Raw genomic sequence first — 21,104 nt, forward strand, 5'->3', positions numbered from 1 at the left:
ACACTCCGACAGAAAAACTTGGTCATTCGGTCGACAGCCGACCGAACAGAGGGTCACACGGCGGCGGCCGGCCCCAATCCGAAGTGGGTGAGCTCGGCGTCGTCGAGCATCCGCGACCGGATGATGAACCGCTTGCCCGTCGGGCCCTCCACGCTGAAGCCGGCGCCACGGCCGGGCACCACGTCGATCGTGATGTGCGTGTACTTCCAGTACTCGAACTGCGCCTCCGAGATGTAGACCTCGATGGGGTCGTCCAGGCCGACCTCGAGCGAGCCGAGATGCACGTCCGACGGGCCGGTCAGGAACATCCCGACGGGGTAGCACATGGGTGCGCTGCCGTCGCAGCATCCACCCGACTGGTGGAACATCAGCGGGCCGTGGGTGGTCGTGAGCTCGCGCAGCAACCCGGCGGCCTCATCCGTCACCGCGACCCGGCTGTACGTCGTGTCATCCATCGGTGCGTCCTCTCGTGCGTTTCGTCTCGCCTCCGGCTCGCTCAACGACCGGGGGGAGCCGGGCTCGGTCAACGACCGGAAGGTGCCGCCGGGCTCGGTCCACGGCCGTCGGTGGCCGGGTGTTGGGGATGGGTGCGCCCTAACTCAGGGCCAGGGGGCTGGACGGGGCCGGAAGCGGCCCGCACCGCCCGCTCAGCCTGAGTCAGGGCACACCCGGGGGTGGCGAGGGTGGCTCAGAAGAAGCCCATCGCGCCTTCGGCGTACGACACGAGCAGGTTCTTCGTCTGCTGATAGTGGTCGAGCATCTTCAGGTGGTTCTCGCGGCCGATCCCCGACTGCTTGTAGCCGCCGAAGGCGGCGTGGGCGGGGTACTGGTGATAGGTGTTCGTCCAGACGCGTCCGGCCTCGATGGCGCGGCCGGCCTTGTAGGCGATGTCACCCGAACGGCTCCACACCCCGGCACCGAGCCCGTAGAGGGTGTCGTTGGCGATCGAGATCGCGTCGTCGAAGTCGTCGAAGGACGTGACCGAGACGACCGGTCCGAAGATCTCCTCCTGGAAGATCCGCATGTCGTTGGTGCCCTCGAACACGGTCGGCGCCACGTAGTAGCCCTCGCTGAGGTCGCCGCCGAGGTCCACCCGCTCGCCGCCGGTGAGCAGCTTCGCACCGCCGGCCTTGCCGATGTCGATGTAGCTGAGGATCTTCTCCAGCTGATCGTTCGACGCCTGGGCGCCGATCATCGTGTCTGGGTCGAGCGGATTGCCCTGCTTGATCTTGCCGACCCGCTCCAGGCTGTCACCGAGGAACCGGTCGTAGATCGATCGCTGGATGAGCCCGCGCGACGGGCACGTGCACACCTCGCCCTGGTTCAGCGCGAACATCGTGAAGCCCTCGAGCGCCTTGTCGTAGTAGGCGTCGTCGGTCTCGCGCGCGACGTCCTCGAAGAAGACGTTCGCCGACTTCCCCCCGAGCTCGAGGGTCACCGGGATGAGGTTCTGCGAGGCGTACTGCATGATGAGGCGCCCGGTGGTGGTCTCGCCCGTGAACGCGACCTTGCGGATGCGCTTGTGCTGCGCGAGGGGGGCACCGGCTTCGATGCCGAACCCGTTGACGATGTTCACGACGCCCGCCGGCAGCAGGTCGCCGATGATCTCGAACAGGAAGAGGATGCTCGCCGGGGTCTGCTCGGCGGGCTTCAGCACGACGCAGTTGCCGGCGGCGAGCGCCGGGGCGAGCTTCCACGTCGCCATGAGGATCGGGAAGTTCCACGGGATGATCTGCCCGACCACGCCGAGCGGCTCATGGAAGTGATACGCCACGGTGTCATCGTCGAGCTGGCTGAGCGATCCCTCCTGAGCGCGCAGCACACCGGCGAAGTAGCGGAAGTGGTCGACAGCGAGCGGGATGTCGGCGGCGAGCGTCTCGCGCACCGGCTTGCCGTTCTCCCACGTCTCGGCGACGGCGATCTTCTCGAGGTTCTCTTCGATGCGGTCGGCGATCTTGTTGAGGATGACGGCCCGGTCGGCGGGCGTGGTGCGCTTCCAGGATTCGAACGCCTTCCACGCCACCTCGACGGCCCGGTCGACGTCTTCGACGGTGCCCCGTCCGACCTCGCAGAACGGCTTGCCCGTGACCGGCGAGATGTTCTCGAAGTACTGCCCCTTGACCGGCTCGACGAACTCCCCGCCGATGTAGTGGCCGTAGCGTGCGCGATAGTCGGCGAGCGCTCCCCGCTGGCCCGGAGCCGCGTAGACGCTCGAGACGCCTTCTTCAACGATGGTCATAGTCCTGTCTCCTTCGACTGGCTGCGCGACGAACACTGTCGCGCGATGCCGTCGACGCTAGGCGGCGCTACGTTGCATCCGGTTGCACCCTCAGGGAGCGAGGCGATCCAGACGCGCGACGAGGCCGGCGCGTTTGGGAGAGCGGGCCGGCAGGAGCTCCAGGCACAGCCGCAGCACCTCCGCGTCATCGGCGGCCTCGTCGGTGTCGGCGTAGGCGAGCAGCACATCCACGCTCGCGTCTTCGATGAGCGCCTCACGCAGCGCCGCACTCACCGACGCCCGCACCTGCTCGACTCCGGGTGCCACGGAGTCCGGCAGCACCGCGCCGGCGTAGGCGGCGAGCGCGACGCGGTGGGCCCCGCGGTCGAGAAGGGAGACGACGTGCTGCGCGTCGGTGTCGAGGTCGACGGTGAGTCGATAGGGGCGGGATGCCGGCACCAGCGCCGGGGCGACGGACTCGAGCACTCTGCGCAGCCGCACCATCTCGGGGCGCAGCGACTCGGTCGCGCCGTCGCCGTAGACGAGCTCGCCGAGCCTCTCGGCGGACAGCCCCGCACGGTGGGTGGCGAGCATCAGGAGGATCTCGGCGTGACGGGCGCTCAGCTGGACGGATGCGGTCGGGTCGCTCGCGCCGCCGGTCTCGAGCACCGCGCGGTCCCGGCCGAGCACCCGGAGCGTCGCGCGCACGGGGGCGCGGCGGCTCGCCCGGCGCTTCGGGGCCTCGGCGCGCCGGCGCAGGCGCGCCACGAGCAGCTCGCTCTCGATGGCGCGGGCGGCGGCGTCCACGAGGAGCTGCGCCTGCGGCGTCACGGCCTCGGCGCCACCGGTCACGTCGATCACGCCGAGCAGACGGCGCGTCTCGGGGTCGTGCAACGGCGCGGCCGTGCACGACCACGGCTGCACGAGCCGGTTGTAATGCTCGGCACCATGGATCTGCACCGACCGGTCCAGCCGCAGGGCGGTGCCGGGAGCGGCGGTGCCCACCGCATCCTCAGCCCAGTTCGCGCCCTCGACGAAGCCCATGTCGCCGGTGCGGCGACGGATGTCGAGGTCGCCCTCCACCCACAGCAGTCGGCCCGATGCGTCTCCCACGGCGACGACGACACCGGACTCGCTCGCCTCGCCGGGCAGCAGGAGTCCGCGGATCATGTCCATCACGGTCGCGAGCGGATGCGCGCGGCGATACTCCTCGAGCTCTTCGCGGGACAGCGCCATCGGCGGGAGTCCCTCGGCGCCGACGAGACTCGCCAGCGAACGCTCCCACGAGTCCCGCACGAGCGGTCGCACATCGGCGAGGCGTGTGTCACCCCGGTTGCCGGCGACGAGTTCTTCATGGGCGCGCTCGATGAGCAGACGGGATGTCTCCGGCGAGACCCCGCGCTGACGCGACCACGCAGAAGTCATCCTGCTCCGATCGGCGATGAGGGAGCGTAGGGCCAGTGTAGGTCGCATGACGGCGCCGGTCATCCCCCTGGTGCGCCGATTCCGGCGGTGTCAGGCTGAAACCGTCCCTCGACCCCGAGCATGAGGAGGACCCATGAAAGCTGTGCAATATCGCGAGATCGGAAAAGGACCGGAAGTCGTCGACATCGACACGCCCGAGCCCGGCCCCGGGCAGATCCGACTGCGCGTGACCGCCGCCGGTCTGTGCCACTCGGACTGGTTCGTGATGGACCTTCCCGAGGACCAGTACACCTACGGCCTGCCCCTCACCCTCGGTCACGAGGGCGTGGGCGTCGTCGACATGCTCGGCGACGGTGTCGAGGGGATCGAGGTCGGGGGGTCGTACGCGATCTACGGACCGTGGGGGTGCGGCCAGTGCCACGCGTGCTCCCAGGGTGCGGAGAACTACTGCCCGCACGCGGCCGAGATGGGCATCGCTCCTCCCGGCCTCGGCGCTCCCGGCGCCATGGCCGAATACGTCATCGTCGACGACAAGCGGCACCTGACCCCGCTCGGCGACCTCGACCCGGTCGAGACGGTCTCGCTGACGGATGCAGGGCTCACGCCCTATCACGCGATCAAGGCCGCCGAGCACAAGCTCCGCCCCGGCTCGACGGCGGTGGTGATCGGCGTGGGCGGCCTCGGCCACGTCGGTGTGCAGATCATCCGCGCCATCAGCGGCGCCAACGTGATCGCGCTCGACGTCAGCGACGAGAAACTCGAACTCGCCAAGGAGGTCGGTGCGCACCACACGGTGATCTCGGACGAGAACGCCGCGGAGCGCGTGCGGGAGCTCACCGGCGGGCTGGGCGCGTCGGCCGTGTTCGACTTCGTGGGCGCGCAGCCGACGCTCGACCTCGCCCGCGACGTCGTCGCGACCGACGGCTACATCCACATCGTCGGCATCGGCGGGGGCACCCTTGCGACGGGCTTCTTCTCGACGCCGATGGGCGCCGCCGTCCGCGCTCCGTATTGGGGCACGCGATCGGAGCTGAAGGAGGTGCTCGAACTCGCGCGCACCGGCGCGGTCGGCGTGCACGTCGAGCGCTTCGGCATCGACGACGCCGTCGAGGCGTACGCGAAGCTGCACGAGGGCACCGTCCGCGGTCGCGCCGTCGTCGTGCCGAACGGCTCCTGACGCCCGCCTTTCGTCTCGGTCGCTCCGCTCCCTCGCGGGGCGACCGGGAGGAGGCGTCCCACCCCGGTCGCACCCCCGGTCGCCCGCCGGTCGTCGAGCGAGCGCAGCGAGACGAAACGCAGCCGTCAGGCGCGCGCGTCCCACCAGGCGCGCAGGCGCCGTTCGGCCTCGTCCGCGCCGAGAACGCCCTCGTCGAGGCGCAGGTCGAGCAGGAACCGGTAGGCGGCGCCCACGTCGCGTCCCGGCGGAATGCCGAGGATGCGCTGAATGTCGTTGCCGTCGAGGTCCGGCCGGATCGCGTCGAGCTGCTCCTGCTCCCGCAGGGCCGCGATCCGCGACTCGATGTCGTCGTAGGCGCTGCGCAGCCGGTTCGCCTTCCGCTTGTTCCGCGTCGTGACATCCGCCCGCGTCAGGATGTGCAGCCGCTCCAGCTGATCGCCCGCATCACGCACGTAGCGGCGCACGGCGGAGTCGGTCCATGCCCCCTCGGCATAGCCGAAGAACCGCAGATGCAGCTCGATGAGCAGGCACACCGCATCCGTCGTCGCCGCGTCGAAGCGCAGCGCGCGCAGGCGCTTGCGGGCAAGCCTCGCACCCTTGACGTCGTGATGATGGAAGGTCACCCCGCCGCCGGGTTCGAGCCGGCGCGTGGCCGGCTTGCCGATGTCGTGCAGCAGGGCCGCGAGGCGCAGCGCGACGTCGGGGACCGCATCCGGGCGCCGCGTCTTCTCGAGCGCGATCGCCTGGTTCACCACCGTGAGCGAGTGCTCGTAGACGTCTTTGTGGTGATGGTGCTCATCCACCTCGAGCCGCAGCGCGGGCACCTCGGGGAGGAATTCGCCCATGAGCCCGGTGTCGACGAGAAGGCGGATGCCGCGCACCGGGTCGTCGGTTGCGAGCAGCCGCACGACCTCGCCCTGAACGCGCTCGGGGCTGACGATGCTCAGCGTCTCGCGCAGGGCGGTGATCGCCTCCGTGGTGGCGGGGTCGACCTCGAACTCGAGTTGCGAGGCGAAGCGCGCGGCGCGCAGCATGCGCAGCGGATCGTCGCCGAAGCTCACCCGCGGGTCGATCGGGGTGCGCAGACGCCCGGCGACGAGATCCTCGACGCCACCGGTCGGGTCGATCAGGGTGCGCTCGGGAACGCGCATGGCCATGGCGTTCACGGTGAAGTCGCGACGCACGAGGTCGCCCTCGAGGCTGTCGCCGAAAGCGACGACGGGCTTGCGGGTGGTGCCGTCGTAGCTGTCGGCACGGTAGGTGGTCACCTCGACCTGCTCGCCGCCGACGCGCGCACCGATTGTGCCGAACTCACGCCCGACGTCCCACTGCGCCGTGCTGATCGGCGTGACGATCTTCAGGATCTCGTCCGGATGCGCGTCGGTGGTGAAGTCCAGGTCGTGAACCGGGCGATCGAGCAGCGCGTCGCGAACCGGACCCCCGACGATCGCCAGCTCGCGGCCCGCTTTCGCGAAGGCGTCGGCGAGCGTCGCGACGATCGGGGATTCGGCGAGCGCGCCGAGGCGCACGACACCCTCGGCCATGTTCAGCATGGGCTCGAGCCTACCGATCCGACTCGCGGGCCCGATCAGTCGACGACGGTGAGGAGCCCGGCGAGCACCAGCTCGCGCACCCGGGGGAGGAGATCATCGCGCAGGCTGTGCGCATCCACCTCCATGAGATGGGCGATCGCATCGATGAGCACCCCGACCGCGAGGTCGCCGTCGCACGCACCGACGAGGGCGGCAAGGCCCGGATCGACCTCGATCACGCGCGCGTATCCGCCGCCCTGACGCAGTTCGATCACGCTCGGATCCTCGGCCCCGGGCCGATGATGACGGGCCTCGGACACATCGGATGCGCTGCGCAGCACCCGGCTGCCGAGGGCTTCGTCATCGAGCTCGGCGATGCGGTCGTGACCCGCGAGGCAGGCAGCGATGTGCCCGCCCAGGCCACCGCCGCCGGGCGCCGTACCGATGCGCTCGTAACGCGACAGCGTCGGCACCTCGGCACGGCGCAGAAGCACGGATCCGAAGCCGATCGCCGTCACCCCGCGCCGCTCGAAGTCGTCGAGCCACGCGGCGAGGAGCTCCCCGAAGCGATCGCTGGTCGGCACCGTTCCACCGTCGCGGATCCACAGCTCGGCGTATGCGAGGGGGTCGAGCTGTTCGCGCTCGACGACCCACGCATCCAGCGGCACCGGCGACGCCTCGACCCACGCGCGCATCCGCTCGAGCCCGTCGACGCCGTCGCGCGTCTCCCAGTTGCCCAGGAACTGTGCGACGCCGCCGGGCGCGAGCACGTCGCCGACTCCGGCGACGACCGCCTCGACGAGGGCGTCGCCGACGAGACCGCCGTCGCGGTAGTCGTAGGAGGGAACCCCCGCCGCGCGAGGCGTGATGACGAACGGCGGGTTCGACACGATCCGGTCGAACCGCTCGCCGACGACGGGCTCGAAGAGGCTGCCGACCCGTGTCTCGATGCCGTCGCAGCCGTTCAGCAGCGCGTTCAGGCGGGTGAAGCGCACCGCGCGTTCGGACACGTCGGTGGCCACGACGCCGTCCGCGAAGCGACGGGCACGCAGCGCCTGGATGCCGCATCCGGTGCCGAGGTCGAACACCCGGCGGGCGGGGGTCGGCATCTGGATCGCCGCGAGCGTGAGCGACGCCCCGCCGACGCCGAGCACGTGATCCTCGGGGAGCGGACCGCCGAGCGCCATCTCGTCGAGGTCGCTCGCCACCCACCACTCACCCTCGCCGGCGTCGTCCTGGAAGGAATGAGGCCGGATGAGCGCCGCCGGCGAGACACGGCCGGCGGCGACGGACGCAAGGCCGAGGCGGCGCAGCCCGTCGACGCCGCACGTCGGCAGCGCAGCGGCGACGTCGGGGGCGGGCTGGGCCACGCCGAGCACGAGCAGGCGCCCCAGCACGGCGAGCGGGTCGGTGCGGGCTCCGAGCGCGCGGAGCGCGGGGGCCCTCAGCTCCCGGCCGGTCGCGTCGTCGGCGGTAGCGCCCCACGCTGCGCGCAGGTTCTCCGAGGCGAACCCGGCCCCGCGGAGGTCATCGGCGAGGGCGGCGCAGGTGGCGGCATCCGGTTCAGGCAGCACGCGCCCATTCAACCGCGTTGCGGCCGCGGGCGGCGTCACACGGCTCGGCTCCCAGGTCTCTGCAGGGGCGAACCGTAGAATCGCACCGATCGTGCGGTCATGCGTCGCACGGGAGTTCCCCATGACCGACACCTCTTCCTTCTCGCGCGCCGTTCACCGCCCGTGGCGCGGCACCCTGCGCGCAGCGGCCGCAGCCGCGCTCGCGGGCGCCGTCGCACTCGCACCGGCGACCGCGTGGGCGGCACCCGTCGACCCCGACCCCGACGCGACCGACGCACCGGTGCTCAGCGGCGAGGTCACCTACGCGATGGCACCGGCGGGGAACGGGATCGTCGATGAGGGCGATTCCCTCACGGTGTCGTTCGTCGTGAACAACGGCACGCTCGAAGCCGCCGAGGGCGTCGACGTGTCCCTCGGCCTCTCCGACGACGCCCTCGCCAGCCGCACCTCACTGTCGTCGTGGCTCGCGGGGGACTCGTCGGCGCAGACCGATGAGATCGGCACGACGTCGTTCGGCGCCACCCTCTCCGGCGCGGAGCAGACGGCGCGCCTGACCATCGACGCCGACGACGATGCTCTCGCCGACCGCGAACCGGGTGTGTACCCGCTCGCCGCGACCTTCACACGGGGCGACGACTCGGTCGAGGTGCGAAGCGCGGTGACCGTGCCCGACGACGGCGATGTGACCCCGTTGACCGTCGTGGTCCCGATCACCGCTCCGGCGATCGACACGCCGGTGCTGACGGCCGCGCAGCTCGAGGAGCTCACCGCGGAAGGCGGGTCGCTGTCATCACAGCTGGATGCGGTGGCCGGCACCCCGGTCGTGCTCGCGATCGATCCGGCGATCCTCGCGTCGATCCGGCTCCTCGGAACCTCCGCCCCCGAGTCCGCCGTCGCGTGGCTCACCGAGCTCGACGCTCTCCCGAACGCACGGTTCGCCCTGCAGTACGGCGACGCCGACGTCGCGGCACAGATGGAAGCCGGGTTCGAGACACTCCTCGAACCCGGCGCTCTCACCGCTCTCATGCGCGACGAGGACTTCACCGCACCGGTCGAGCAGCAGACCGTCGAGCCGTCGGAGGCGGCCACCCCGACGCCGACCGAGTCCTCGTCCGACGACACCGACACCGACCCGGAGACCCTCGGGATCCCCTCGCTCGAGGAGCTCCTGTCAGTGGATGCCTCGCACGAGCGCGTGTACTGGCCCGCAACCGGCACCGGCGGTTCCCTCGTGGCGGATGCGCTGGCTGAGGCGAACGGAGACGACGACGCGTCGGCGCTCATCCTGACCGAGTCCGCGCTCGTGACGGGCACCGGTGCGACCGTGCCGGCCCGCGCATCCGCCACCGACACGCAGCTGCTGGTGTACGACACCGACATCTCCCGCGAGCTGAATGCCGCCTCGGTCGAGAGCGACACCACCCTCCGAGCGGCGCCGCTGGCCGCCGCGAGCGCCTACCTGCACTTCGCCGCCGAAGACGCCGGGGAGGATCCGCTCCTGGTCACCGTGGACCGCGCGTCGACGGAGCGCTCTCGTCTCGCCCTGCGCGCCGCGGTTCTCGCCGCCACGCAGGCGCCGTCGACCGCGGCATCCCCGTTCGCCGGACTGGTCGCCCACGACCCGGCGCCGGTGCAGCTCGTCGCCGGTGTGCCCGACGAAGATCGGGCATATGCCGCGGCGGACATGCACGCGGACGAAGACGCTCTCGCTCGCTTCGCCACGGTGCTCGACGACCCGGAGCTGCTGACCGGACCGAACCGTGACGAGATCCTCCAGGTGCTCGGCACCGCCTGGCGCGGCGACGAGTCGTGGCCCGCCGTCGTCTCGGCGCAGCGGCAGGGCACGATCGAGACGATCGATTCCGTCGGGCTGCTCCCGCCGAGCACCGTCCAGCTGCTCGGCTCGTCGTCGACACTGCCCGTCTGGGTGCGCAACGACCTCCCGTACCCGGTGAACCTCACCCTCTACTCCCAGCCCGAGGATCTGCGCCTCGACGTGGAAGACGCCGTCACCGTGGTGGCCAGTCCCGCGTCGAACACCCGCATCGAGGTGCCCGTGCAGGCGCGCATCGGCAACGGTGAGGTCGATGTCACCCTCGATCTGCGCAGTCCCGCGGGGGTGCAGATCGGGTCCACCGAACGCGCCGAGGTCTACGTGCGTGCCGAATGGGAGGGCATCGGCATCACGGTGCTGGCGTTCCTCGTCGGGGGTCTCCTCGTGATCGGCCTCGTGCGGACGATCCGCCACCGCCGGCGCGCCGCGACCGACGGCGACGGCGAGGGCGAGGCGCTCGAGGCTGACGAGGACGACGCCGAAGACGCGGCATCCGCGACACCGCAGGACGATCGATGAGCGGCATCGGCCGCGCGAGCGTGCTCATCGGTGCGGGCACCGTGGTCTCGCGACTGACCGGCCTCCTGCGCACGGTCGTGCTGGTCGCCGCCGTCGGCTCGGTGCCGAGTGCTGCGGCCGACGCCTTCGCCGTCGCCAATCAGCTCCCCAACAACATCTACGCGATCATCTCGGCGGGCCTGCTGAGCGCCGTCGTGGTGCCGCAGATCGTGAAGGCGGCAGCCCACACAGACGGCGGCAGCGCCTTCGTATCGAAGCTGTTCACGCTCGGCACGGTCGGCCTGCTGGTCACCACGGCCCTCGCCACCGCCGCCGCACCGTGGCTGGTTCAGCTGTACGCGCCGGATTACACCCCGGCTCAGACCGCATTGGCCACCGCCTTCGCGTATTGGTGCCTGCCGCAGATCTTCTTCTACGGTCTCTACGCGCTGGTCGGCGAGACGCTGAACGCAAGACGCGTCTACGGTCCGTTCACGTGGGCCCCGATCGTCAACAACATCGTCTCGATCGCCGGCTTCCTGGCCTTCATCGCTCTGTTCTCCGGTCCGGTCACACAGGTCGCCGGCTGGACGCCCGACATGATCGCACTGCTGGCCGGTACGGCGACGACCGGCATCGTGGTGCAGGCGGCGCTTCTGCTGGTGTTCTGGCGCTCCGCCCGGCTGCGGGTCCGGCCGGATTTCCGGTGGAAGGGCGTCGGTCTCGCGCAGATCGGCCGCCTCGCCGGGTGGACCTTCCTCATGATGCTCGCCGGACAGGTCGCGGGACTCGTGCAGACCCGGGTGCTGTCCGAGGCCTCGAGCGACGGTCCGTCGGTCTTCGCCTTCCAGAACGCGTGGCTGCTGTTCATGCTGCCGTATTCGATCATCGTCCTGTCGATCGGAACGCCCTACTACACGCGGCTCAGCGAGCACGCCTCCGCCGGACGCGATGTCGAGGTGCGCGACGACATCGTCAGCAGCATCCGCACCCTCGGGCTGTTCGTGGTGCTCGCCACCGCCGCCCTCGCCGTCGCGGCGGTGCCCGCGAGCCGCATCTTCACCACCGACGCCGCCGGCGCCCTGCAGGCAGCGCCCGTGCTTCTGGCCTTCCTCGTGTGCCTGGTGCCGCTGGCCGTGCTGTTCGTGATCCAGCGGACGTTCTACGCCTACGACGACACCCGCACGCCATTCCTTTTCACCCTCGCGCAGGTTGCCCTGGTCGTCACGGGAGCGCTCGTCTCGGGGGCCCTCGTCGACGCCGACGTGATCGCGCTCCCCCAGCTGGCGTCCTCGGTCGCCCTCACGCAGTCGCTCGCCTCCGTGGTGCAGGTGATCCTCGCGACCTGGCTGCTGCAGCGCCGGCTCGGTGGTCTGCGAGTCGGGGAGTGGATGCTCTCGCTCGGCCGATTCGTTCTCGCCGCGCTCCCGGCGGCGGCCGCGGGGTGGGGGGTGTATCTGCTTCTCGGAGGCCCCGTCGGGTGGACGACGTCGAACCCGCTCCTCGCCGCCGTCGGCACCGGGATCATCGGCCTCGGCGTGCTCGTCGTCTATGTGGGGATGCTCGCCGTGCTGCGCGCCCCGGAGCTGCACGGCGCCTTCGGCCTCGTGCGGCGATTCCTCCCCGGCGGCCGCTGACGCGACCGGCTGCCCGTCCGGCGCGGGGCCGTTCACCTGCGGGGAATTCCAGGCCGTTACCATGTGTTGTCACGGCTGGCAGAACAACGAAGGAGGCGCAGTGCGTCAGGTCATCATCATCGGCTCGGGTCCCGCGGGTTACACGGCGGCGATCTATGCCGCGCGTGCGAACCTCGAACCCCTCGTCGTCGCCAGTTCGGTCGAAGCCGGTGGCGAGCTCATGAACACCACCGAGGTCGAGAACTTCCCCGGGTTCCCGGAAGGCATCCAGGGTCCTGAGCTCATGGCGAAGATGCAGGAGCAGGCGGAGAAGTTCGGCGCCGAGGTGCTGTACGACGACGTCGTCGACCTCGATGTCGCCGGGCGCAGCAAGAAGGTCACGCTCGGCAGCGGAAAGTCCTTCGAGGCAGACTCGATCGTCTTCGCGACCGGCTCCGCCCCGCGCAAGATCGGCATCGAGGGTGAGCAGCGTCTCTCCGGGCGCGGCGTCTCGTACTGCGCGACGTGCGACGGGTTCTTCTTCCGCGAGCGCGAGATCGCGGTCGTGGGAGGCGGTGACTCGGCAATCGAAGAGGCGACGTTCCTGACGAAGTTCGCGTCGAAGGTCTACGTCATCCACCGTCGCGACGAGCTTCGCGCATCCAAGATCATGCAGGAGCGAGCCTTCAGGAACGACAAGATCGAGTTCGTGTGGAACGCCGAGGTTGTCGACGTGCTGGGCGAGGATGCCGTCACCGGCGTCGTGCTCGAGGACACCGTCGACGGCAGCCGCCGCGAGCTCGCGCTCCAGGGCCTGTTCGTCGCAATCGGCTACGACCCCCGCACCCACCTCGTGCACGGCAAGCTCGACCTCACCGAGGCTGGCACCGTCTGGGTCGACGGTCGCTCCTCTCGCACGTCGGTCCCCGGGATCTTCGCCGCCGGTGATGTCGTCGACCCCACCTATCGCCAGGCCGTCACCGCGGCCGGCAGCGGAACGGTCGCCGCCCTCGACGTGGAGCACTACCTCGCATCGCTCGGTGAAGCCGGCGCGCCCGACGCCACGGCCGACCCGATCGAAGACCGCCCGGGCGCGGATGACGAGGAGCCCCTCGCGGCCGCGGAACATTCCCCCGCCGTCGCACGTTGACCCGATAGACGCAAGAATTCTGAGAAGGAGAGTGGAAATGACCGCCAAGGCGACCACGTCGGCGACCTTTGAGCAGGATGTCCTGCAGGCCGACGGCCCCGTGCTCGTGGACTTCTGGGCTGAGTGGTGCGGCCCGTGTCGCATGGTCTCGCCCGTGCTCGACGAGATCCAGTCGGAGAACTCCGACAAGATCACCGTGCTGAAGCTGAATGTCGACGAGAACCCCGACCTCGCGATGAAGTACCAGATCACGTCCATCCCCGCGATGAAGGTCTTCCAGGGCGGCGAGGTCAAGTCGACCATCATCGGCGCGAAGCCCAAGTTCGCTCTCGAGCAGGATCTCGCAGAGTTCCTCAGGTGACCTGCGCGTCGTGAGACGCCGAGACCCCGCTGGCCTCCGGGCCGGCGGGGTCTCGTTCTGTTCCGGGTTGTCGGTCGGGAAGGTCGTCAGGATGCGTCGGCGTGGGCGGAGGCATCCCACCGTCGGTGCTTCTCCTCGCCGAGCAGACGCCACACCGCCTTGGTCAGCGGCGGGTAGTCCAGAGCGATCTGCCGCAGCACCCGGTAGTGCCGGGCCTGGGAGGGGCGGACGCCGCCGTTCGCGGCGATGTTCTCCGCGCGCAAGGTGAGCACGACGAGTTCGTCGACGGTCGGGAGGTCTTCCATGAAGTCCCACGGGTCTTCGCCGCCGTGCAGACGCTCATCGACGAGCACGGACAACTCGTCCGCTGCCTCCGCGCGCAGCAGTTCGAGACTGGCTCGCCGCGGGGTGCTCTCGTCGTGGGTCACCCATCCAGGGTACGCCGCGCGTCCGACACGGGCATCGTGCGTGCCATCCTGTGGACAGATCGGCTTCTAGTTCGCGCCGTATCCGCTCTCGCCGAGGTCATCGAGAATGCGGTTCAGGTCCTGGATGCTGGCGAAATCGATGCTGATCTGGCCTTTTCGCATACCAAGGCTGACTTTGACGCGCGTGTTGAGGCGGTCACCCAGTCGCTCGGCCACCTCGTCGAGGTAGGCCTTGCGGGCACCGGCCTGCGGCTTGACGCTCTTGGTGGCAGTCGCGTCCGTGGTCTTCGCCGCAGCCTCCGCGGCACGCACGGAGAGGTCTTCGTTCACGATCTTGTCGGAGAGCCTCTGCATGGACTCGGGGGAGTCGAGCGAGAGGATCGCGCGAGCATGTCCGGCGCTGAGCACCCCCGCGGCGACGCGCTGCTGCACCGGCACGGGGAGCTTCAGCAGGCGGATCGTGTTGCTGATCTGCGGACGGGAACGACCGATCCGTGTGGCGAGCTCCTCCTGGGTGATGCCGAAGTCGTCGAGGAGCTGCTGATAGGCGGAGGCTTCTTCCAGGGGATTGAGCTCCGACCGGTGCAGGTTCTCCAGGAGCGCATCCCGCAACAGGTGCTCGTCGGCGGTCTCCCGGATGATCGCAGGAATCGAGGTGAGTCCCGCGGCCCGGGCCGCTCGGGTGCGGCGCTCACCCATGATGAGCTCGTAGCTTCCGCCCCCGGTGTCACGGACGACGACCGGCTGCAGGACGCCGAATTCCCGAACGCTGTGGATCAGTTCGTCGAGGTCGTCCTGATCGAAGTGGGTGCGGGGCTGGCGCGGATTCGGCACGACTGCGTGCGGATCCACGTGTGCGAGCCGCGCACCCGGCACCGCCACGAGTTCGTGAGATTCGTCCGCTGTGTCGACCACGTCGGCCGTGCTCGAGGCGGGGGCGTCATCCTCTGTCGCCGACTTGGGGAAGAACACGTCGGAGGGGCGATCCTCCGTCGCCTCGATGGTGGGGATGAGAGCCCCGATGCCTCGTCCGAGTCCCGTGCGCTTGGGCATCAGGGTGTCCCTTCGATCGATACCGAACTGTCTTTGTCTCGCCCGATGATCTCGACCGCGGCTTCGCGGTAGGCGACGGCGCCGGCCGACTGTCCATCGTAAGCGATGACGGTCTGGCCGAAGCTCGGCGCCTCCGAGACGCGCACCGAGCGCGGGATCATCGTCCGCAGGACCTCGCGGGGAAAGTGTTCCCGCACTTCCTCCGCCACCTGCTGCGCGAGGCGTGTGCGGCCGTCGTACATCGTCAGCATGATCGTCGAGAGGTACAGCGCCGTGTTGAGGTGCTTCTGGATCATCCGCACCGTGCCGAGCAGCTGGCTGAGACCCTCGAGTGCGTAGTACTCGCACTGGATCGGGATGAGGAGCTCCTGCGCAGCGGTGAAGGCGTTGATGGTGAGCAGACCGAGCGACGGTGGGCAGTCGATGATGACGAAGTCGAGTCGCTCGGTGAGTTCGGCCAGATACGTGTCCAGCGCCGTCTTGAGACGATGCTCTCGCGCGACCTGCGAGACGAGTTCGATCTCGGCGCCCGCGAGATGGATGGTGCTGGGGGCGCAGAAGAGGTTCGGTGACTCCGGGCTGTTCTGCACGATATCGGCGATGGGGAAGTCGTCGATGAGCACGTCGTAGACGCTCGGCGTGTCGGAGTCATGGGGAACGCCGAGAGCTGTCGACGCGTTTCCCTGCGGGTCGAGGTCGATGACGAGCACGCGAGCCCCCATAGATGCGAGAGCCGCCGCCAGGTTCACGGTGCTGGTGGTCTTGCCCACCCCGCCCTTCTGGTTCGACACCGTGATCACACGGGTGTTGCCACTCAGGGAGATGTCGACGCTCGCGAGAGTGCGGCGGCGCGCGGACAGATCAGCTAGTTCGCGCGCGAGAGGAGTGTCGTCGAACGAGAAAGGGGATTCCGCGGCCGATTCATCGGGCTGTTTCACGTGAAACGCTCTCTCTTTCGCGTTCGTTCGAGCATCACTCCACTCTAACCCGCACCCCCGACTCCACCCGCCCACCTCCCTTCCCGCCGATCGAGTAGCGCACGCGAGTGCGCCTATCGAGATCGTGCCTCCCACCGCGCCGGTCTCGATACGGCGGATCCGCCGCCTACTCGACCACCGGAAAGCGCCACGCCGCCGATCGAGTAGCGCGCAGCGCGTACCGAGATCCAAGCCGCCGTCACGGGCTCGTTTCACGTGAAACGGCCCAGCGGGGAACACCTTCCCGCCGATCGAGTAGCGCACGCAGTGCGCGTACCGATCCCGAATCCCGAGGGTCTCGATACGGCGGCTCCGCCACCTACTCGACCACCGGGAGGAGCCACCCGCCGATCGAGTAGCGCGCAGCGCGTACCGAGATCCGAGCCGCCGTCACGGGCTCGTTTCACGTGAAACGCCCTTTGGGAACGCCTTCCCGCCGATCGAGTAGCGCACGCGAGTGCGCCTATCGAGATCGTGCCTCCCACCGCGCCGGTCTCGATACGGCGGCTCCGCCACCTACTCGACCACCGGGAGGAGCCACCCGCCGATCGAGTAGCGCGCAGCGCGTACCGAGATCCTTCATCCCATCAAGGTTTAGTTTCACGTGAAACACCGTTTGGGAACGCCTTCCCGGTGATCGAGTGGCGCACGCAGTGCGCGTACCGAGATCCCGAACCCCGAGGGTCTCGATACGGCGGCTCCGCCACCTACTCGACCGCCGGAGGGAGCCACCCGCCGATCGAGTAGCGCGCAGCGCGTACCGAGATCCTTCATCCCATCAAGGTTTAGTTTCACGTGAAACGCCCTTTGGGAACGCCTTCCCGGTGATCGAGTAGCGCACCTAGTGCGCGTATCGAGATCCCACATCGCGAGGGTCTCGATACGGCGGCTCCGCCACCTACTCGACCACCGGGAGGAGCCACCCGCCGATCGAGTGGCGCACGCAGTGCGCGTATCGAGATCCCGAACCCCGAGGGTCTCGATACGGCGGCTCCGCCGCATGCTCGACCACCGGGATGCACCACCCCCGGCCGGTCGAGTAGCGCGCAGCGCGTACCGGGATCCGGAGCATCCGTTTCACGTGAAACGCTCACGCGCCAGCCACCTCTTGTTCGCCAGCGGCATCTCGACCCGCGAACCGACTCTTCTTGCTCAGCGCAGAAAGCGCTGACACGTGGCCGGTGATCAGGGCGATGCGCTTCGCGCGACCCCAGCCCTGCACCTGCTTCTCGCGGAGGAAGGCATCATCCATCCGTTCGTATTCCTCGAAGTACACCAACCGCACCGGGCGACGGTGGAATGTGTACTCCGCGCCTTCCCCGAAGTTGTGCTGAGCGACTCGCAGGTCGAGGTCACGGGTACTCCCTACGTAGAAGGAGCGATCCGCGCATTCGAGGATGTACATGTATGGCATACCACCAGCGTGACGCTGCCGGGGGTGGGATGGGATGACCATGCACGCATCCGTTGAGAAAGTGCGCAATGAAGCCGTCGGGGAGGGACGGACAACGAGGACGGCCTCGGCACGGCGGTTGTGCGGGATCTCGGTACGCGCACTTCGTGCGCTACTCGATCGGCGGGATGATTCCGGTGCGGTGGTCGAGTAGCCGGTGGAGCCGGCGTATCGACACCGGCACCCGGTGGGGCGAGATCTCGATACGCGCACTCCGTGCGCTACTCGATCGGCGGGTGGTGCATCATGGTGGTCGAGTAGGCGGTGGAGCCGGCGTATCGAGACCGGCACCCGGTTGTGCGGGATCTCGGTACGCGCACTTCGTGCGCTACTCGATCGGCGGGATGATTCCGGTGCGGTGGTCGAGTAGGCGGTGGAGCCGGCGTATCGACACCGGCACCCGGTGGGGCCGGGATCTCGATACGCGCGCGGCGCGCGCTACTCGATCGGCGGGCGCGGAGTGTCAGCGGGAGACCGTGGCGCGAAGCACACGCGTCGGTTCGGAGATGACACCCTCGCCCACCGTCTCCACGCGCACATCGCGCAGCTTGAAGCGACGAATCTGCTTCTCAGCCGCCGCAATCTCGTTCGACGCGTTCGCGCCCTTGAGCAGAATCAACTCGCCACCGTCACGGACGAGGGGAGCGGTGAGAGGGATCAGTGTACGGAAGGCGCTCACGGCGCGGGCCGTCACCTGGTCGAGCACCGGACCATCCGCCCACTCCTCCGCACGACCACGAACGACCTCGACGTTGTCGAGGCCCAGCGCTGCCACCTGCTCGTTCAGCCACGCGACGCGACGCTCCATGGGCTCGATCAGCACCCATTTCACGTCAGGGCGGGCGATCGCCAGTACAACTCCGGGCAGGCCTGCCCCGGAGCCCACGTCTCCCACGCGACCGGAGAACAGCGGTGCGGCGACCACGCTGTTCAGGATGTGACGCGTCCACAGGCGCGGCAGTTCCAGCGGTCCGATGAGCCCTCGCTCCTCGCCGTGGACAGCGAGTGCGGCAGTGAAGGCGCGGGCGGCGCCGATGCGATCGCCGAACAAGGGCTCGGCAGCCGACGGTTCGGGTTCCAGTTCGGTCATGGATGTTTCACGTGAAACGGCGACCGTCAGTGGCGACGGATGACCGTATGACGGTCCGCTCCCTCACCGTACGACTCCGAGACCAGCCCGCGCTCCGCGACGATGTCGTGCACCAGCTTGCGCTCGTAGCTGGACATCGAGGGAAGGGACGCCTGTGAGGCACCTTCATCCAGGCGCTCGACAGCGCGATCCACGAGCTGCTCCAGCTGCGTCTGGCGCGCGTCGCGGGAGCCGCCGATGTCGAGGATGAGACGGGAGAACCGACCTGTCTTGTTCTGTACCGCGATGCGCGTCAGCTCCTGAAGAGCCTGCACCGTGTCCGGCGCAGACAGAACGCGCACGGCATCCTCTTCCTCAGCCTCGACAGAGACGTATGCTCGCCCGGCCCGTACGTCGAGTCCGAGGTCGCCGTCGATGTCGGCGATGTCGAGGAGCTCCTCGATGAAGTCTGCGGCGACGTCACCCTCCTGCTCGAGCTGCTCGACCGTCGCGGGGGAGCGGTCCGGAGCGGACGTGGTGGCGGTGTCGGAGTTGCTGCTCATCATTCCTCTGGGTCGTTCCGTGATCAGGACTTCGCGTTACCCGATGGGCCGTTGCCGCCCGACGGTCCGGACTGCTTCTGCGCCTGCTTCTTCGCCCGCTGCTTGCCGACCGGCTGCTGCCGCTTGGGCTGTGCGGCCTTGGCCCGCTCGGCCTCCTCGACGAGACGCTGCTGCTCCGCCTGGTACTTCTCCATCGACACCACCTTGCCGGAGGAGTCGATGGCCTTGCCCTTGCGGGCCAGCCGCTCCTCGCGGGCCTTCGCCGCGTCCGACCCGGGGGTGGGCATCTCTCGGATGACGAGGAACTGCTGCCCCATCGTCCACAGGTTCGACACGAACCAGTAGATGACGACACCGAGCGGGAAGAACACGCCCGAGAAGACGAACGCGAACGGCAGCACGTACAGCATGATCTTCTGCATCTGGTACGCCTGGCCGGTCTTGGCTTCGGGGGAGAGGTTCTTCGAGATGATCTGGAGCTGTGTGAAGAACTGCGAGGCGATCATGAGCACCACGAGGGTCACCAGGATGATGATCGCCGTGGTGTTGCCCGAGTTGATGGCGTCGATCAGGGTCTCGTGGAGCGATGCGACGCCGAAGAGCTTCGCGTCGTAGAACTCCTGTGTCAGCTCCGCATTGAGCAGGCCCACACCGCCGATGCCGGCCTGTGCGTGCCGTGTGACGTCGTTCAGCACGCTGAACAGCGCGAAGAACACCGGCATCTGCACCAGGAGCGGCAGACAGCTCGACACCGGAGTGGTGCCGTGCTTCTTGTACAGCGCCATCGTCTCCCGGCTCATCGCCTCCCGCGAGAGCTGATCGCGCTTTCCCTTGTACTTCTCCTGAACTTTTCGCAGTTCAGGGGCGATTTCCATCATCTTCCGCTGGCTCTTGATCTGCCGCACGAACAGCGGAATCATCGCCGAGCGCACGACGATCACGAGACCGACGATCGAGAGCACCCACGTGAGACCCTCGGCTGCCGGCAGGCCCATCGCGGTGAACAGCCAGTGCCAGGCGACGAGCACGAGCTCGACCAGCCACTTCAGGGGCCAGAGGATGGTGCCGATCAGATCGAAACCACCGCCGCCCGATGTCTCGGTCGCCGACGAAGCGAAGCTCAGAAGATCCATGCGCGGGATCAGTCCTTTCCGGTGGAGCCAGGAACGACGAAACCCTGCGGGGTGATGTCGTGACGGAAGTCCTCACGAAGCGGCACGTCGTCGACGCCGCCCTTCGCCCAGGGGTGGCACCGCGCGAGGCGCGCGGCGGTCATCGCACTTCCCACCACGGCGCCGTACTGCTGTACCGCGGCCACCGAGTAGGCGGTGCATGAGGGGTAGTACTTGCACACGTCACCGTACGTGTGCGAGATGGTCGCCCGGTAGCCGTGAAGCAACGCCAGAGCGGCGTTCCGGGGCAGAAGCGGTATCGCACGAAGTGAATCGGATGCGGTCCAACGGCCGGCACCGACGGCATACGAGGGCAGAACACTCATGCCGCCCGCCTCGCCAGGCACCGTGCGACCTCGTCACGCAGTTGTGCGAAGTCGGCCTTCGCCGAGCCCGGGAGCGCACGGATGACCACGTCAGCACCGGGCCGGACATCGGTCAGCGCCCCCGCGCAGACAGCCTTCAGCCGTCGCCGCACGGTGTTTCGGACGACGGCTGAACCGACCTGCTTGCTCACGATGAAACCGAAACGCGCAGCCCTGTCGTCTCCCGACTGGACCACGTAGGTGATGGAATTCGCCCCGGCGCACCGCGCACCCCGGCGGACGACGGCCTTGTATTCCGCTCCGCGGGTCAGTCGGTTCTGCCTCGCGAGCACCGTGTGATCAGGCCGAGAGGGCGTCGCGGCCCTTGGCGCGACGAGCCGAGAGGATGGCACGGCCGGCACGGGTGCGCATGCGGGCGCGGAAGCCGTGCTTCTTGGCACGACGACGGTTGTTGGGCTGGAAAGTGCGCTTGCTCATGAGATCTCTTCCGGATGGGGTGTCCTCGGGACGCTCTTCCGGGGACGGGGTATCAGTACTGCCGCGAGGGCATAAGTCAACTGAGTAAGGATACGTCGACAGCGTTCAGGACTCAAACCTGCGCGCGCGAAAGCGACATTATCCACAAAGGCTGGGAAGCCGCTGGTCAGGACACGCGGCCCGGAACTACAGTGGAGTTTG

General features: G+C 68.7%; 20 protein-coding genes. 5 read left to right on the forward strand and 15 right to left on the reverse strand.

What is annotated here, in order from left to right; genetic code table 11:
- Positions 1-53: 53 nt before the first annotated feature.
- The 3 genes from IM777_RS16980 to IM777_RS16990 form a co-directional block, all read right to left on the reverse strand.
- On the reverse strand, positions 54-455 hold the full coding sequence (locus tag IM777_RS16980; protein WP_194384115.1) for a DUF779 domain-containing protein: 402 nt from the start codon (positions 453-455) through the stop codon (positions 54-56).
- A gap of 233 nt (positions 456-688) precedes the next feature.
- The gene (gene exaC / locus IM777_RS16985; RefSeq protein WP_071044202.1) at positions 689-2,239 is read right to left on the reverse strand and encodes an acetaldehyde dehydrogenase ExaC; all 1,551 of its coding nucleotides are present in this window, start codon (positions 2,237-2,239) and stop codon (positions 689-691) included.
- 90 nt (positions 2,240-2,329) lie between these two features.
- A complete protein-coding gene (locus tag IM777_RS16990; protein WP_194384116.1) occupies positions 2,330-3,643 on the reverse strand; it encodes a GAF domain-containing protein in 1,314 nt (437 codons plus the stop codon).
- Positions 3,644-3,776: 133 nt separating this feature from the next.
- On the opposite strand from IM777_RS16990, the gene IM777_RS16995 reads away from it, so the two are divergent.
- Positions 3,777-4,820: an NAD(P)-dependent alcohol dehydrogenase gene (locus tag IM777_RS16995; protein ID WP_194384117.1), complete on the forward strand. Its 1,044-nt coding sequence runs from the start codon at positions 3,777-3,779 to the stop codon at positions 4,818-4,820.
- Positions 4,821-4,945: 125 nt separating this feature from the next.
- Here the strand turns inward: IM777_RS16995 and IM777_RS17000 are convergent, their stop codons facing one another.
- Both IM777_RS17000 and IM777_RS17005 read right to left on the reverse strand, forming a co-directional pair.
- Entirely contained in the window at positions 4,946-6,373 is a 1,428-nt protein-coding gene (locus IM777_RS17000; RefSeq protein ID WP_071044205.1) for a CCA tRNA nucleotidyltransferase, read from the reverse strand.
- A 35-nt stretch (positions 6,374-6,408) separates the two neighbouring features.
- Positions 6,409-7,926 (reverse strand): DUF7059 domain-containing protein, encoded by a 1,518-nt coding sequence (locus IM777_RS17005; RefSeq protein WP_071044206.1) that lies wholly within the window; start codon positions 7,924-7,926, stop codon positions 6,409-6,411.
- 121 nt (positions 7,927-8,047) lie between these two features.
- Here IM777_RS17005 and IM777_RS17010 point away from each other — a divergent pair, with 121 nt between their 5' ends.
- The 4 genes from IM777_RS17010 to trxA all read left to right on the forward strand — a co-directional run bounded on the left by IM777_RS17010 (position 8,048) and on the right by trxA (position 13,385).
- Complete coding sequence (locus IM777_RS17010; RefSeq protein WP_083336456.1) at positions 8,048-10,279, forward strand: DUF6049 family protein; 2,232 nt, start codon at positions 8,048-8,050, stop codon at positions 10,277-10,279.
- Positions 10,276-11,895, forward strand: a complete 1,620-nt coding sequence (murJ, locus tag IM777_RS17015) for a murein biosynthesis integral membrane protein MurJ (RefSeq protein WP_194384119.1) — start codon at positions 10,276-10,278, stop codon at positions 11,893-11,895. The genes IM777_RS17010 and murJ overlap by 4 nt, the downstream gene beginning before the upstream one ends.
- Positions 11,896-11,995: 100 nt before the next feature.
- Positions 11,996-13,024 carry a thioredoxin-disulfide reductase gene (gene trxB, locus IM777_RS17020; RefSeq protein WP_194384120.1) on the forward strand — a complete coding sequence of 343 codons (1,029 nt, stop codon included), beginning with the start codon at positions 11,996-11,998 and terminating at the stop codon, positions 13,022-13,024.
- Positions 13,025-13,061: 37 nt separating this feature from the next.
- Positions 13,062-13,385, forward strand: a complete 324-nt coding sequence (gene trxA / locus IM777_RS17025; RefSeq protein WP_194384121.1) for a thioredoxin — start codon at positions 13,062-13,064, stop codon at positions 13,383-13,385.
- Between the two features lie 86 nt (positions 13,386-13,471).
- Here the strand turns inward: trxA and IM777_RS17030 are convergent, their stop codons facing one another.
- The 10 genes from IM777_RS17030 to rpmH all read right to left on the reverse strand — a co-directional run bounded on the left by IM777_RS17030 (position 13,472) and on the right by rpmH (position 20,903).
- The gene (locus IM777_RS17030) at positions 13,472-13,813 is read right to left on the reverse strand and encodes a tryptophan synthase subunit alpha (protein ID WP_071044209.1); all 342 of its coding nucleotides are present in this window, start codon (positions 13,811-13,813) and stop codon (positions 13,472-13,474) included.
- Positions 13,814-13,879: 66 nt separating this feature from the next.
- The gene (locus IM777_RS17035; RefSeq protein WP_194384122.1) at positions 13,880-14,866 is read right to left on the reverse strand and encodes a ParB/RepB/Spo0J family partition protein; all 987 of its coding nucleotides are present in this window, start codon (positions 14,864-14,866) and stop codon (positions 13,880-13,882) included.
- Positions 14,866-15,804, reverse strand: coding sequence for a ParA family protein (locus IM777_RS17040; RefSeq protein WP_071044211.1), 939 nt, complete (start codon positions 15,802-15,804; stop codon positions 14,866-14,868). The genes IM777_RS17035 and IM777_RS17040 overlap by 1 nt, the downstream gene beginning before the upstream one ends.
- A 1,129-nt stretch (positions 15,805-16,933) precedes the next feature.
- Positions 16,934-17,257, reverse strand: a complete 324-nt coding sequence (locus IM777_RS17045) for a GIY-YIG nuclease family protein (protein WP_194384123.1) — start codon at positions 17,255-17,257, stop codon at positions 16,934-16,936.
- A 502-nt stretch (positions 17,258-17,759) separates the two neighbouring features.
- Positions 17,760-18,386 carry a 16S rRNA (guanine(527)-N(7))-methyltransferase RsmG gene (rsmG, locus tag IM777_RS17050; RefSeq protein ID WP_194384124.1) on the reverse strand — a complete coding sequence of 209 codons (627 nt, stop codon included), beginning with the start codon at positions 18,384-18,386 and terminating at the stop codon, positions 17,760-17,762.
- Positions 18,387-18,412: 26 nt separating this feature from the next.
- Positions 18,413-18,928, reverse strand: coding sequence for a Jag family protein (locus tag IM777_RS17055; RefSeq protein ID WP_194384125.1), 516 nt, complete (start codon positions 18,926-18,928; stop codon positions 18,413-18,415).
- A 23-nt stretch (positions 18,929-18,951) separates the two neighbouring features.
- The gene (gene yidC, locus IM777_RS17060) at positions 18,952-20,061 is read right to left on the reverse strand and encodes a membrane protein insertase YidC (RefSeq protein ID WP_194384126.1); all 1,110 of its coding nucleotides are present in this window, start codon (positions 20,059-20,061) and stop codon (positions 18,952-18,954) included.
- Between the two features lie 8 nt (positions 20,062-20,069).
- Positions 20,070-20,426, reverse strand: coding sequence for a membrane protein insertion efficiency factor YidD (gene yidD / locus IM777_RS17065; RefSeq protein WP_194384127.1), 357 nt, complete (start codon positions 20,424-20,426; stop codon positions 20,070-20,072).
- Positions 20,423-20,827 (reverse strand): ribonuclease P protein component, encoded by a 405-nt coding sequence (gene rnpA, locus IM777_RS17070; RefSeq protein ID WP_390466724.1) that lies wholly within the window; start codon positions 20,825-20,827, stop codon positions 20,423-20,425. Before rnpA ends, yidD begins: the two co-directional genes overlap by 4 nt.
- Positions 20,766-20,903: a 50S ribosomal protein L34 gene (gene rpmH, locus IM777_RS17075; protein ID WP_071044216.1), complete on the reverse strand. Its 138-nt coding sequence runs from the start codon at positions 20,901-20,903 to the stop codon at positions 20,766-20,768. The genes rnpA and rpmH overlap by 62 nt, the downstream gene beginning before the upstream one ends.
- Positions 20,904-21,104 lie beyond the last annotated feature (201 nt).

The sequence above is a fragment of the Microbacterium luteum genome, assembly GCF_015277875.1.
GTDB classification, from domain to species: domain Bacteria; phylum Actinomycetota; class Actinomycetes; order Actinomycetales; family Microbacteriaceae; genus Microbacterium; species Microbacterium luteum.